The organism is Clostridium sp. DFI.5.61, assembly GCF_024462915.1.
Classification (GTDB): Bacteria; Bacillota; Clostridia; order Oscillospirales; family Oscillospiraceae; genus Lawsonibacter; species Lawsonibacter asaccharolyticus.
Genome location: NZ_JANGBZ010000033.1, coordinates 18,289 through 31,677 on the forward strand (window position 1 = coordinate 18,289; position 13,389 = coordinate 31,677).

13 protein-coding genes are annotated in these 13,389 nt (G+C 61.0%); 3 read left to right on the forward strand and 10 right to left on the reverse strand.

What is annotated here, in order from left to right:
* Positions 1-116 precede the first annotated feature (116 nt).
* The gene (locus NE584_RS13565) at positions 117-596 is read left to right on the forward strand and encodes a hypothetical protein (protein ID WP_256183039.1); all 480 of its coding nucleotides are present in this window, start codon (positions 117-119) and stop codon (positions 594-596) included.
* Between the two features lie 84 nt (positions 597-680).
* On the opposite strand, the gene NE584_RS13570 is transcribed toward NE584_RS13565, so the two are convergent.
* Positions 681-1,463 (reverse strand): type III pantothenate kinase, encoded by a 783-nt coding sequence (locus NE584_RS13570; RefSeq protein WP_256183040.1) that lies wholly within the window; start codon positions 1,461-1,463, stop codon positions 681-683.
* A 267-nt stretch (positions 1,464-1,730) separates the two neighbouring features.
* On the opposite strand from NE584_RS13570, the gene coaBC reads away from it, so the two are divergent.
* Positions 1,731-2,927: a bifunctional phosphopantothenoylcysteine decarboxylase/phosphopantothenate--cysteine ligase CoaBC gene (gene coaBC, locus NE584_RS13575; protein WP_256183041.1), complete on the forward strand. Its 1,197-nt coding sequence runs from the start codon at positions 1,731-1,733 to the stop codon at positions 2,925-2,927.
* 120 nt (positions 2,928-3,047) lie between these two features.
* Here coaBC and NE584_RS13580 read toward each other — a convergent pair whose 3' ends face one another.
* From NE584_RS13580 to NE584_RS13620, 9 genes are all read right to left on the reverse strand, one after another.
* The gene (locus NE584_RS13580) at positions 3,048-3,755 is read right to left on the reverse strand and encodes an ABC transporter permease (protein WP_256183042.1); all 708 of its coding nucleotides are present in this window, start codon (positions 3,753-3,755) and stop codon (positions 3,048-3,050) included.
* A complete protein-coding gene (locus tag NE584_RS13585) occupies positions 3,743-4,672 on the reverse strand; it encodes an ABC transporter ATP-binding protein (protein ID WP_050624108.1) in 930 nt (309 codons plus the stop codon). The genes NE584_RS13580 and NE584_RS13585 overlap by 13 nt, the downstream gene beginning before the upstream one ends.
* A 66-nt stretch (positions 4,673-4,738) precedes the next feature.
* Positions 4,739-5,692, reverse strand: a complete 954-nt coding sequence (locus tag NE584_RS13590) for a sensor histidine kinase KdpD (protein ID WP_256183043.1) — start codon at positions 5,690-5,692, stop codon at positions 4,739-4,741.
* Positions 5,689-6,375: a response regulator transcription factor gene (locus NE584_RS13595; RefSeq protein WP_050624106.1), complete on the reverse strand. Its 687-nt coding sequence runs from the start codon at positions 6,373-6,375 to the stop codon at positions 5,689-5,691. Before NE584_RS13595 ends, NE584_RS13590 begins: the two co-directional genes overlap by 4 nt.
* A 212-nt stretch (positions 6,376-6,587) precedes the next feature.
* Positions 6,588-7,787, reverse strand: a complete 1,200-nt coding sequence (gene tuf, locus NE584_RS13600) for an elongation factor Tu (protein ID WP_050624105.1) — start codon at positions 7,785-7,787, stop codon at positions 6,588-6,590.
* 125 nt (positions 7,788-7,912) lie between these two features.
* A complete protein-coding gene (gene fusA / locus NE584_RS13605; RefSeq protein ID WP_050624104.1) occupies positions 7,913-10,018 on the reverse strand; it encodes an elongation factor G in 2,106 nt (701 codons plus the stop codon).
* Between the two features lie 14 nt (positions 10,019-10,032).
* A complete protein-coding gene (rpsG, locus tag NE584_RS13610) occupies positions 10,033-10,503 on the reverse strand; it encodes a 30S ribosomal protein S7 (RefSeq protein WP_050624103.1) in 471 nt (156 codons plus the stop codon).
* 230 nt (positions 10,504-10,733) lie between these two features.
* Positions 10,734-11,156, reverse strand: coding sequence for a 30S ribosomal protein S12 (gene rpsL / locus NE584_RS13615; protein WP_050624102.1), 423 nt, complete (start codon positions 11,154-11,156; stop codon positions 10,734-10,736).
* A gap of 98 nt (positions 11,157-11,254) precedes the next feature.
* The gene (locus tag NE584_RS13620; protein ID WP_050624101.1) at positions 11,255-11,494 is read right to left on the reverse strand and encodes a ribosomal L7Ae/L30e/S12e/Gadd45 family protein; all 240 of its coding nucleotides are present in this window, start codon (positions 11,492-11,494) and stop codon (positions 11,255-11,257) included.
* Between the two features lie 557 nt (positions 11,495-12,051).
* Here NE584_RS13620 and NE584_RS13625 point away from each other — a divergent pair.
* Positions 12,052-13,323 (forward strand): serpin family protein, encoded by a 1,272-nt coding sequence (locus NE584_RS13625; protein ID WP_256183044.1) that lies wholly within the window; start codon positions 12,052-12,054, stop codon positions 13,321-13,323.
* The last annotated feature ends 66 nt before the right edge of the window (positions 13,324-13,389 follow it).

Below are 13,389 nucleotides of genomic sequence, written 5' to 3' on the forward strand. Positions count from 1 at the left end.
TGGCCTAGCAGGGGAGCCGCAAAACAAATTTGTCTTATACCGACATATTGACACGCATTGACAATCTATGTTATTATTGAAATTGACCAAAATAAATTGAAGGAAGTCGGTTGTTGATGGACTCCCATATGACAGCGGTTGAAAGCAATAAGCGCCATAAAGCGGCGGGTCTATTGGCTGCTCTGGTTTTGGTATTGATTTTAGTTGGCTGGATCTATTATGTGTTCTCTCCCAAAGAACTGTCCAATGTCCTGGATTTCCAGCCATCTGAGGCCACAGACTACACTGTCACGGAGATGCCAAACGCAGTTTCATCAAAGTCGCGCAGCCTGGACGACACCCCGCTGATCGAAATGATCGATGCACTGAACATTCGATACTGCGGCCCCTCTTTCGGTGTGCGTCGATTTGAAACCGGACAGCATATATATGAGATCTGGTTTTTCAAGGTAAATGATCAGCTTGAAGAGATCGGAAATATATCCGTTTTCGAAAACGGATATATTTATCTGGGCGAGAGCAAATATGAGGCGGTGGATCAAGAACGATTTGATGAACTTTTGGACTTCCTTCGCTCCGTGACGACAGCATCTTGATACAGATAATTCCATTAAAAATGGGATATGCCTTCCTGGCACATCCCATTTTTATGATCAGCTGCAAGTTTTTTCTTCCTTGTCTCAGCGCCCCCCCCGCTTGGCGGCGTTCTTCTGGTAAATGATGTTCAGGCCCTTGAGCAGCAGGTCCTTCTCCAGCTTGATCTCCCGGCGGCACAGGGGCACGATGAACTGGGCCATCCCCCCCGTGGCCACCACCGTGGCCCGGCTGCCCAGCTCCTCCTCCACCTGGTCCAGCATGCCGTCCAGCATGGCGGCGGTGCCGTACATGATGCCGCTGCGCATGCAGTCCACCGTGTTCTTGCCGATCACCCGGCCCGGCCGGTCCAGCCGGATGCCGGGCAGCTGGGCCGCCCGGGAGGTGAGGGCGTCCAGGGAGGTGCGCACCCCCGGGATGATGCAGCCCCCCAGGTAGGTGCTGCCCCGGTCCACCACCTCGATGGTGGTGGCCGTCCCCAGGTCCATCAGGATCAGGGGGGGCTCATACTCCGCCAGCGCGGCCACGGCGATGACGATGCGGTCGCTGCCCACCTGGGAGGGGACGTCCATCTGGATGTTCAGGCCGGTCTTGATGCCCGGCCCCACCACCAGGGGGTGCTTTCCCGTCATCTTCACCAGTCCGGTGTAGACCGAGTTGAAGACCGGCGGCACCACCGAAGAGATGATGCAGTCGTCCACATCGCAGGGCTTCACCCCGAACAGGGCCAGGATGTTCTTGATCTCCACCCCGTACTGGTCGGAGGTCTTGATGCGGTCGGTGGCGATCCTGGCCTCGAACTGGATGGCGTCGCCCTGGATGCCTCCGATAACGATATTGGTATTGCCGATATCAATGGCGATCAGCATGATCTGTTCACCTCAGCGGGGAGGGCCCCCGTTTTTTCTCTGACCCGCCAGCCCCCCTTTGCCGGAGACGCGCCCACGGGTCCTTATTCTGCCACATTATACCCGACCGCCGGTGGGAATACAAGGCAGGAATTAACCGAAACTTTGCAATTCTTTTCCTCTCGCGCAAAATATCCCCCTGCCCTTTACAATCTGCCGCCTGGTCGGCTATAATGAAAAAAACGACAGCGGCGCCCCGCGCCGCTCTATGCAAAGGAGCGATTTGCAATGTTCAGCGGAAAAACCATCCTTTTGGGCGTCACCGGCGGCATCGCCGCCTATAAGGCCGCGGCACTGGCTTCCGCGCTGGTGAAGCTCCACGCCTCAGTGGAGGTGGTGATGACCCGGAACGCCACCCAGTTCATCACCCCCCTCACTTTTGAACAGCTCACCGGGAACCGGACCATGGTGGACACCTTTGACCGCAACTTCTCCCATCAGGTGGAGCACATCGCCCTGGCTGACCGCACCGACCTGGTGATCGTCGCCCCCGCCACCGCCAATGTGTGCGCCAAGCTGGCCCACGGGCTGGCCGACGATATGCTCACCACCACGGTGCTGGCCTGTCCCTGCCCCAAGCTGATCGCTCCGGCCATGAACACCAAGATGTATGAGAACCCGGTGACCCAGGACAACCTGGATCTGCTGCGCCGCTATGGGTGGGAGGTCATCGCCCCCGCCTCGGGCCGGCTGGCCTGCGGCGCTGTGGGGCCCGGCAAGATGCCGGAGCCGGACACTCTGGTCCAGCACATCCTCCGCGTCCTGGCCCTCCCCCACGACCTGGCGGGCCGGCGGGTCCTGGTCACCGCCGGTCCCACCCAGGAGTCCCTGGACCCGGTGCGCTACCTCACCAACCACTCCACCGGAAAAATGGGTTACGCCATCGCCAGGATGGCCATGCTCCGGGGAGCGGAGGTCACCCTGATCTCTGGTCCCACCGCCCTGGAGCCCCCTCCCTTCGTCACAGTGGTCCCTGTAATCTCCGCGGAGGACATGTTCCAGGCGGTGTCCCGCACCTGCCAGCAGGCCGACTTTATCTTTAAGGCCGCCGCCGTGGCGGACTACACCCCGGCCCAGTACAGCGGGGACAAGATGAAAAAGAAGGACGGGGAGCTGTCCATCCCTCTGTCCCGCACCCATGACATCCTCTCCTATCTGGGGGAGCACCGCCGCCCTGGCCAGTTCATCTGCGGCTTCTCCATGGAGACCCGGGACATGGTAGAGAACAGCCGGGCCAAGCTGGAGAAAAAAAAGGTGGACATGATCTGCGCCAACAACCTGAAGGTGGCAGGGGCCGGCTTCGGGGTGGATACCAACGTGCTCACCCTCATCACCGCGGACGGTGCGGAGGAACTGCCCCTCATGTCCAAGGAGGAGGCCGCCGGCACCATCCTGGACCGGGCCCTGGCCATGGCCGGCTGCTGAGCCGGACCGCTGCAAGTCCCATTTTCTCCCCATACGTGCAAAGGAGGAGCCGCCCACAGGAATGGGCGGCTCCTCCTCTTCTGTTCTGATCTGCGGCCGCTCCCGGTCCTTCCACCTTCCTTACATCAGGTCCCGCGTCTCCGCCCCCCGCAGGCTGAGCAGGGCGCACAGGAGCGAGATGCCGGTCAGCACCGCGGGAAATACCGCGCTGTCCGCCATGGTAAAGCTCCCAATGTTGGCCTGGGTCAGCAAAACCAGCAGGAAGGAGGTCACAATGGCAGCTCTGGCCGAGTGCAGGGCCAGCCCCGCGAACAAGGCGATAAAGCCCTCTGTGACCGTCACGGCAGAGCGCAGGAGCAGCTGCCCATAGAAGGCTCCCCGGGTCATGTCAAAGTCCAGAGGGAAGGCGGAGGGGAGAAACCGGCTCCCTGCCAGCACACAGCCGTAGAGCAGCAGCTTCGCCGCCGCCAGGGCGCCGAAGCAGAAGATCCACACCGCCAGCATCTGGGCCGCCAGCAGCTTCTGCCGCCGGACGGGGTAGGAGAACACAAGAGACATGGTCCCGTTTTGATAGGCTCCCACGATGAAAACAGAGAGCATCACCCCGGTGAACACCAAAAAACACATACTGGTCAGCAGTTCGATGAGGGACGAGATCCCTCCATGCCCCGGCGCCGCGTCAGGCACACCGGTCTCCGGGTCGTTGGCGATCCCCAGGAAAGCCATGGCAAAAATCAGCAGGCCAAGCGCCGCCCCAAGGAGAGCCGCCCATCTCACCCAGTTCCCGATCCGGTTTTTCCGCCATTCCAGTTCGATCAGCTTTCCCATGTGCTGCCCTCCTCCGATGTCAGCTTCAAAAAGTGCTCCTCCAGCGTCTCCGATCTTCTTCCGATCTCCTCCACCGCCACATGGTGCCGGGCCAGGACGCCGGCCACCTCCTGGGGGGACGCCTGCCGGTCATAGATCCGGATGATGCCGCCCTTCATGACCCGGAAGCTGCCCAAGTGCATCACGTCACTGAGCAGGACACTGGCCCTCCCCGGGTCGTCCACGGTCAGATGGAGATAAGAGGTGCCCCTTCCCTCCAGCTCACGGAGAGAGATCTCCTCCCGCATCCTCCCCCGGTGGATGATCCCCACGGTGTCTGCCATGGCCTCCATCTCTCCGAGGATGTGGCTGGAGACCATCACGGTCATCTCATATTCTTCTCTCATCCGCTTCAGCAGATCCCGCACCTGCTTGATGCCCGCCGGGTCCAGGCCGTTGGTGGGCTCGTCCAGGATCAGCAGCTCAGGCCTGCACAGCAGGGCCCGGGCGATCCCCAGCCTCTGCTTCATACCCAGGGAGTAGCTCCCCACCGGCCGGTCGGCAGCGTCGTCCAGCTCCAGCTGCTCCAGCGCCTCTTCCACGCCCTTGGGACGGCTGTACCCCATATAGTCACAGTGGATCTGAAGATTCTCCCGGCCTGTCATGTGGGGATAGAAGGTGGGAAATTCGATGATGCTGCCCATCCGCTTCAGCACCCCGTAGGAGGTGGGCGTGAGGGGCTCTCCGAACAGCAGCACGCGGCCCCCGGTGGGCTTCCACAGGTTGGTCACCAGCTTCATCACTGTGGTCTTTCCCGCCCCGTTAGGGCCCAGGAATCCGTAGATCTCTCCCTTCCTTACATGGAGGTCCACGTCCCGGACCAGCTCTTTTTCTCCAATGATCTTGGTCAGGCGGTCCGTTTGCAGAATATACGGCATGTGTCTTCTGCCTCCTTTCACCTTCCCATTGTAGTCCCAGGACTTTTCAGAAGATTTGCGCAATTCTTACGAATCTCTTTCGTCTTGCCATTTGGGCAGTCTGACCGTAAAGACAGTGCGGAGTCCGGGGACACTCTCCAGGTCAATGTCTCCTCCCATTCGCCGGGCCAGCTCTCTGGCGATGGACAGCCCCAGTCCGCTCCCCTCTCCGCTGCTTCGGCTGTCTTCCAAGGTGACCAGGCGCTGGAACACCTGCTCCCCCGCTCCGGGTGCGACTCCCTTTCCGCGATCCGCCACCTCCAGGAACAGGGCGTCCTCCCCTTCTCTCAGGGACACGCCCAGATATCCGCCGTCGCCGCCGTAGCGCACCGCGTTGGAGATCAGGTTGTTCAGGATGCGGCGCAGCGCCTCCCGATCACAGCACCCCCACACCGCTCCCTCCGGGATCTCTGCTTCCACGCGGATCTCCTGGCGGGTCAGGATCTGGTAGAAGTCCAGCACAGTCTCCCGACAGACCTCACCTACGTCTACCCTGGACCGCTCCAGCTCCATATCCCCTGCCTCCAGCTTGGCTAAGGTGAAAAAACGATCCATCAGCTCCATGACCTCCCCCGCCCGGGCTTCCACCTTTTCCAGCAGCTCCTCCCGGCACTCCTTCCGCAGCCGCATGATCTCCAGGTACCCCAGCACCACCGTCATGGGGGTTCGGATATCGTGGGAGATGTTGGCGAGCATACGCCGGACTGCCTGCTCCGTCCGGCGGTACTCCGCCCGCCTTCTCTGCCGTTCCTCCAGCAGCCGGTTGATCTGGGCGATCAAACCGGTCAGAGCCTGGTCCTGGGTGAAGACCATGACCTGCTCCCCGCTCTCCCCGTCCAGTACCCTGCCCAGGACGGCGGTCATCTCCTCCAGACTTTGTCGCATCTGTGCCTGGAGAACGATCCGCTGATAGAGGACCGCCCCGCTCAGCGCCGCCACAGCGGCACACAGCAGGGCGGTCAGCACTGTATCGTCCATCATTTCTCCCCCAATTTGTAGCCGATGCCCCACACTGTCGCCACATACCTCGGGTCCCGTGGGTCGTCCTCGATCTTGCCGCGCAGCCTGCTGATGTGGACGCTGACCGCGTTCTCGTCTCCGCAGTAGGCGTCGTTCCACACCTGGGTGTAGAGCTGGGCCTTGGTGTACACACGTTTAGGATTCGCCATCAGCAGCTTCAGGATGTCAAATTCCTTGGCGGTCAGCTCGATCCGCTCCCCCGCCTTGGTCACTGTCCGCTCCTTCCCATCCAGGCGCAGCGCTCCGGCTGTAAGGACCATGCTCTTCTCCGGCGGCTCCGCATACTGGGTCACCCGCCGGATATTGGCCCTGACCCGGGCCAGCACCTCCGCTACGGAGAATGGCTTTGTGATATAGTCATCTGCCCCCATACCCAGCCCCAAGGTCTTGTCCGCCTCCGTGTCCCGGGCAGACAGGATGATGATAGGCACCACGCTCTTCTTTCGGATGTGTTCCATCACGTCCATCCCGCTGACCTGAGGGATCATCAGATCCAGCAGCACCAGACCGATCCCGCCCTCGTCGAACAGCCGGCATGCATCCCGCCCGTTGGACGCACAGACCACTTCATAGGCCTCCGTCCGCAGATAGTCCCCCAGCATCTCCTGAATCTCCCTGTCATCCTCTACCAACAGCAGCTTCATTCTCGCACCTCCGCTCCACTCGGACAGTATCTCTATTGTATCCCGGTCCGGGCCAGAAATCAAGGAACGACCGGTACGTCCGGCCTTTTCTTATCGGAATGGGTACAGATCAGAAGTAGGGCAAAGCCGGATGGATCTCAGGGCTGCCGGGCTCCTTCGAGAAAAAGAAAAATCCCTGCCAAAGGCAGGGATTTTTCCAAAAGGAGCTTGAATTACTCCTCGATGGCAATGACAACGCCGGAACCCACGGTGCGGCCGCCCTCACGGATGGCGAAACGCAGGCCCTTCTCGATGGCGATGGGGGTGATCAGCTCCACCTTCATGTCCACGTTGTCGCCGGGCATGCACATCTCAGTGCCCTCGGGCAGAGTGATGATGCCGGTCACGTCGGTGGTACGGAAGTAGAACTGAGGACGGTAGTTGTTGAAGAAGGGGGTATGACGGCCGCCCTCGTCCTTGGACAGGACGTACACCTGACCGGTGAACTTGGTGTGGGGATGGATGGAACCGGGCTTGGACAGAACCTGGCCGCGCTCGATGTCGGTCTTGGCGACGCCGCGCAGCAGGCAGCCCACGTTATCGCCGGCCTCGACGTAGTCCAGAGTCTTACGGAACATCTCCATAGAGGTGACGACGGTCTTCTTCTTCTCGTCGGTCAGACCAACGATCTCGACCTCCTCGCCGGCCTTCAGCTGGCCGCGCTCCACACGGCCGGTGGCGACGGTGCCGCGGCCGGAGATGGTGAACACGTCCTCGACGGGCATCAGGAAGGGCTGGTCGGCCTTACGGTCGGGGGTGGGGATATAGTCGTCGACAGCGTCCATCAGCTCCTTGATGCAGGCGAAGTCAGGATCGTCCACGCCGCCCTCACAGGTCAGAGCGTTCAGAGCAGAGCCCTTGATGATGGGGATCTCGTCGCCGGGGAACTCATAGCCGGACAGGGTCTCACGGACCTCCATCTCCACCAGCTCCAGCAGCTCCTCGTCGTCCACCTGATCGCACTTGTTCAGGAACACCACGATGGCGGGCACGCCGACCTGACGGGCCAGCAGGATGTGCTCCTTGGTCTGAGCCATGGGGCCGTCGGTGGCGGCGATGACCAGGATGGCGCCGTCCATCTGAGCAGCGCCGGTGATCATGTTCTTGATATAGTCGGCGTGGCCCGGGCAGTCAACGTGAGCATAGTGACGCTTGTCGGTCTCATACTCCACGTGGGCGGTGTTGATGGTGATGCCGCGCTCGCGCTCCTCGGGAGCCTTGTCGATGCTGGAGTAGTCCTCATACTGAGCCTGGCCCTTCAGAGCCAGATACTTGGTGATGGCGGCGGTCAGGGTGGTCTTGCCGTGGTCAACGTGGCCGATGGTGCCGATGTTGACATGGGGCTTGGTGCGCTCGAACTTCTGCTTAGCCATTGGAATTTCCTCCTTATATCATTTCATTCAAATGATGTTTTGACTGCGATATGATGGATATCGCAAACATTGTATCGTATTACTGGGAAAAATGCAACTGAAATTTCCCGTAATTCCTGTGAAAATCAGCCCTCGCTGCGTCCGCGCTCGGCGATAATCTTGTCCGCGATGCTCTTGGGGATCTCCACATAGCTGTGGGGCTCCATGGAGTACTGCCCGCGGCCCTGGGTGGAAGAACGCAGGTCAGTGGCGTAGCCGAACATGTTGGCCAGAGGCACCAGGGCGTCGATCTGCTGGGCGCCGGGCCGGGCCTCCATGCCCAGGATCTGGCCGCGGCGGCTGTTCAGGTCGCCCATGACGTCGCCCATATACTCCTCGGGGACGATGACGGAGACCTTCATGATGGGCTCCAGCAGCACGGCGTTGGCCTTGCGGCAGGCCTCCTTGAAGGCCATGGAGCCGGCGATCTTAAAGGCCATCTCAGAGGAGTCCACCTCGTGGAAGGAGCCGTCGTACAGGGTGACCTTCACGTCCACCACGGGGTAACCGGCCAGCACGCCGGCCTGCATGGCTCCCTGGATACCGGCATCGACCGCCGGGATATACTCCTTGGGAATGGCGCCGCCCACGATGGCGTTGACAAACTCATAGCCCTTGCCGGACTCGTTGGGCTCCACACGGATCTTGACATGACCGTACTGGCCCTTACCGCCGGACTGACGGGCGTACTTGGTGTCCTGCTCCACCTGCTTCTTGATGGTCTCCTTGTAGGCGACCTGAGGCGCGCCCACGTTGGCCTCCACCTTAAACTCGCGCAGCAGGCGGTCTACGATGATCTCCAGGTGCAGCTCGCCCATGCCGGCGATGATGGTCTGACCGGTCTCCTCGTCGGTGTAGGTCTTGAAGGTGGGGTCCTCCTCCGCCAGCTTCACCAGCGCCAGGCCCATCTTCTCCTGGCCGGCCTTGGTCTTGGGCTCAATGGCCACGCGGATGACGGGCTCGGGGAACTCCATGGACTCCAGGATGATGGGGTGCTTGTCGTCGCAGAGGGTGTCGCCGGTGGTGGAGTTCTTCAGGCCTACCACGGCGGCAATGTCGCCGGAGTAGACGCACTCGATGTCCTCCCGGTGATTGGCGTGCATCTGGAGGATGCGGCCGATGCGCTCCTTCTGCTTCTTGGTGGAGTTGAGCACCGTGGTGCCGGTGTTCAGCACGCCGGAATACACACGGATGAAGGACAGACGGCCCACGAAGGGGTCGGTGGCGATCTTGAAGGCCAGAGCGGAGAAGGGGGCGTTGTCGTCAGCGGGACGCTCGTCCTCCTCCTCGGTGTCGGGGTTCACGCCCTTGATAGCGGGGATGTCCAGGGGGGAGGGCATAAAGTCCACGATGGCGTCAAGCAGCTTCTGCACGCCCTTGTTGCGGTAAGAGGTGCCGCAGGTCACGGGGACTACCAGGTTCTCGATGGTCCCCTTGCGCAGAGCGGCACGCAGCTTCTCCTGGGGGATGGGCTTCTCTTCCAGCGCCAGCTCCATGATCTCGTCGTCGATGTCGGCACAGGCGTCCACCAGCTTGGTGCGGTACTCCTGGGCCAGCTCCATCATGTCGGCGGGGATCTCCTCCACCCGCATGTCCTTGCCCATCTCATCATAGTAGATGTCGGCGTCCATCTCCACCAGGTCGATGATGCCCTTGAAGGTGTCCTCCTTGCCGATAGGCAGCTGGACAGGCACCGCATTGCACTTCAGGCGCTCGTGGATCATGTTGAGCACGTTGTAGAAATCGGCGCCCATGATGTCCATCTTATTGACGTAAATCATGCGGGGAACTTTATAGTTATCCGCCTGGCGCCAGACAGTCTCAGACTGAGGCTCCACGCCGCCCTTGGCGCACATGACGGTAACAGAGCCGTCCAGCACGCGCAGGGAGCGCTCCACCTCCACGGTGAAGTCCACGTGGCCCGGGGTGTCGATGATGTTCAGACGGGTCTGGGGGAACTGGTTCTTAGTCCCCTGCCAGTAGCAGGTGGTGGCGGCAGAGGTGATGGTGATGCCGCGCTCCTGCTCCTGAGCCATCCAGTCCATGGTGGCGGTGCCGTCATGGGTCTCACCGATCTTATAGTTGACGCCGGTGTAGTACAGGATGCGCTCGGTGGTGGTGGTCTTGCCGGCGTCGATGTGGGCCATGATGCCGATGTTTCTGGTATTCTCTAAGGTAACTTTCCTAGGCATACTGTTTCTCCTTATTACCAGCGGTAGTGAGCGAACGCCTTATTGGACTCAGCCATCTTGTGGGTGTCCTCGCGCTTCTTGACGGCGTTGCCGAGGCTGTTGGCGGCGTCCATGATCTCGCCGGCCAGGCGCTCCTTCATGGTCTTCTCACTGCGGGCCCGGGCATAGGTGGTCAGCCACCGCAGCCCCAGGGTCTGACGGCGCTCGGGACGCACTTCGATAGGCACCTGGTAGGTGGCGCCGCCCACACGGCGGGCCTTGACCTCCAGGGAGGGCATGATGTTCTCGAGAGCCTGGGTATAGACCTCCATGGGGTCCTTATCGGTCTTCTCCTTGATGATATCAAAGGCGCCGTAGACCACCTTCTGGGCCACACCCTTCTTGCCATCCAGCATGATGCTGTTGGTAAGCTTGGTAACCAGGATGGAGTTATACAGCGGATCGGGCAGAACCTCCCGCTTGGGTACATTTCCTCTTCTGGGCACTTTGCTTCCCTCCTTCTTATAAAATTAGAAATCATAGGTACTCAAACTGCCTTGCAGTTTGTGTAATGCCTGTCCGAGGTCTGCCCATATTAAAAAATATAGGAAAACGCTCGGCAAGGCGGTTTGCCTTGCGCAGAACGCACAATGCAATTCAAGCCTCAAATCTCAGCAGATTTGAGCGGCGGGCGGGTGATATCCGCCCATACAGCAATTTTTTGCTCCGCAAAAAATTACTTCTTGCCGGCCTTGGGCCGCTTGGCGCCGTACTTGGAACGGGCCTGCATCCGGCCGTTGACGCCCTGGGTATCCAGAGAGCCGCGGATGATGTGGTAACGCACACCGGGCAGGTCCTTGACACGGCCGCCGCGGATCATGACCACGGAGTGCTCCTGCAGGTTGTGGCCGACACCAGGGATATAGGCAGTGACCTCGTATCCGTTGGTCAGCTTCACACGGGCGATCTTACGCAGTGCGGAGTTGGGCTTCTTGGGGGTGGAAGTACGCACCGCGGTGCAGACACCTCTCTTCTGGGGAGCGTGCAGGTCGGTCTGACGGCTCTTCAGAGTGTTCAGGCCATGCTGGAGGGCGGGGGAAGTGGACTTGTAGGTCACCTGCTCACGGCCCTTCCGGACCAGCTGATTAAAAGTAGGCATGTTTTTCCTCCTTTCTCGATTTCTGCCCACATTGGGGCGTAATATATATTTTAACAGAATCAGGAAGACCTTATTCTGTTAAAACCAAAAATATGGGGTCATACCGCCGCCACGATGGCGGCGCCCACGGAGATGCCGCAGGCCTCTCCCAGCTGGCGCATGGTGTCCACCTGGATGAGGGGGACGCGCTGCCGCACCGCCTCCTGCACCAGCGGCTGGAGGAGCCTGGGGTCGGCGTCCTTGGCCATGTAGACCCTTTTCGCACGTCCGTCCTTCAGGGCCCGCCGGGTCTGTTTGGCTCCCACGACCCTGGAACCCGCTTTCAGTTCTTCGAGCATTTCGGTGCCCCTCCTCTCCCCCGTCGCCGGGGGCGTTTCATCGGGTAAAAGGGCAGAATGCCCCTACCACCGCAATTTCGGATTATACCATGGTCTCTGCCCGCCGTCAAGAGCAAATTTTCTTCTGTTTTGATGCAAAACTCAAAATTCCATCTTATATCCCTGGGCCAAAGCTTCCCCTGGTCGTTCCTGTTCCCTGCGGGACCGGGAGCGGTGTGCATCTTGCCCGTCCCACCCGCAGGATGGCCCAAAGGGCTCTGCCCGCCCAAAGCCTTCCCTTTGGGGGGAAGGTGCCGCGGCGTATGCCGCGACGGATGAGGGGCCTTCCTTCTCCCGTCCCAGTCGCAGCCGTAGGATCTGTCAGAGATGTTCCGCCCTGCGCGGGGACGGGAAGGACACGCATCCCACAGGCCGCTCTGCGTCCTCCCGCCTCTATTTTTCTCCCCCAGGGAACTTTTTTCCCCTTCCGCCGTCTAACAGAGTAAAAGACGGGAGAGTCTCCCGCCATTACGGCGCTGTCCCACACAGGCCCTATCAAAAAAGCAAGGAGGGATCTTATGAAACGCGTCTCCGCCCTGCTCCTCACCTGCACCCTGGGGCTGTCCGCTCTGTCGGGCTGCTCCGCCTCTGCCGCCCCGCAGCCTCTCTCTGCCCAGCCGGTGACGATCTCCGAAGAGGAGATGATGCGTTATGACCTGGAGACCCCCGCCGTCTGGTCCGCCCTGTCTGAATTTGGGCTGGACCTGTTGAAAACTGCCCGCCAGGAGGGGGAGGGAACGCTCCTATCCCCCCTTTCCGCGGCCCTGGCACTATCCATGGCCGCCAATGGTGCTGATGGGGAGACCTTGGACCAGTTCCGGGAGGTGCTGGGGGACGGTGCCAGCCTGGAGGCCCTCAACGTCTCCTGCTCTGCCCTCATGAAACTCTATGGAGGACTGGGGGGCTCCACGGAGTGCTCCATTGCCAACAGCCTGTGGACCGACCCGGAGGGCCGTATGCAAGAAGACTTTGTAGGCAGATGCTCCGGCATTTTCGACGCTCAGGTGTTCCAGGAGGACCTGTCCGCCCCAGTCATCGTCCCCGCCCTCAACAGCTGGGTGTCAGACCATACCGCAGGCATGATCCCCCAGATCATCCAGCGGCCCTTCGGGGAGGACGCCGCCGCCCTGATGGTCAATGCCCTCTACCTGAAGAACACCTGGGCGGCCAAATTCGACCCCAGCGACACCATTACACGGGACTTCACCCGGGCCGACGGAACTGCGGAGCCCCTGGACTTCCTCCAGCACTTCTCCCGCTCTCTGACCTATCTCCAAAGCGGCAGCGACGAAGGCGTCCTCCTCCCCTATGACGACGGGCGGCTGGCTTTCTTCGCCCTCATGCCCCGGCAGTCCTCCGGCGTCCCGGACTTTGAGCGCTGGCTGTCCTCCCTCACCGGGGAGGGGCTGTCCGCCCTCCTCTCCGGCAGGGATGAGACCTTCTTCCTCCGCCTGTCCCTGCCCAAATTTGAGCAGGAGTGGTCGGGAGAGCTGAAAGACGCCCTGGCCGCTCTTGGACTGACGGACGCTTTTGACCCGGACTTGGCCGACTTCTCCCTGCTGGGGGATGACCCCAGGGGGTACTACCTCTCCCAGGTGATCCATGCCGCCAGGATCGAAGTCAATGAGGAGGGCACCGAGGCGGCGGCCGCCACAGTGGTTGCCGCGGCATCCGGCGCCGCCCCGCCCCAGGAGGGCGTCACTCTGATCTTCGACCGCCCCTTCCTCTATGGCATCGTGGACCTGCAGAACGGAGTGCCCTTGTTCCTAGGCACGTTTGAAGGCCTATGATCCGTCAGGGCCCTATGTCGAGATCACGGGGCGGGGGGGGGGGGGGGGGGGGGGGCGGGGCCGGGG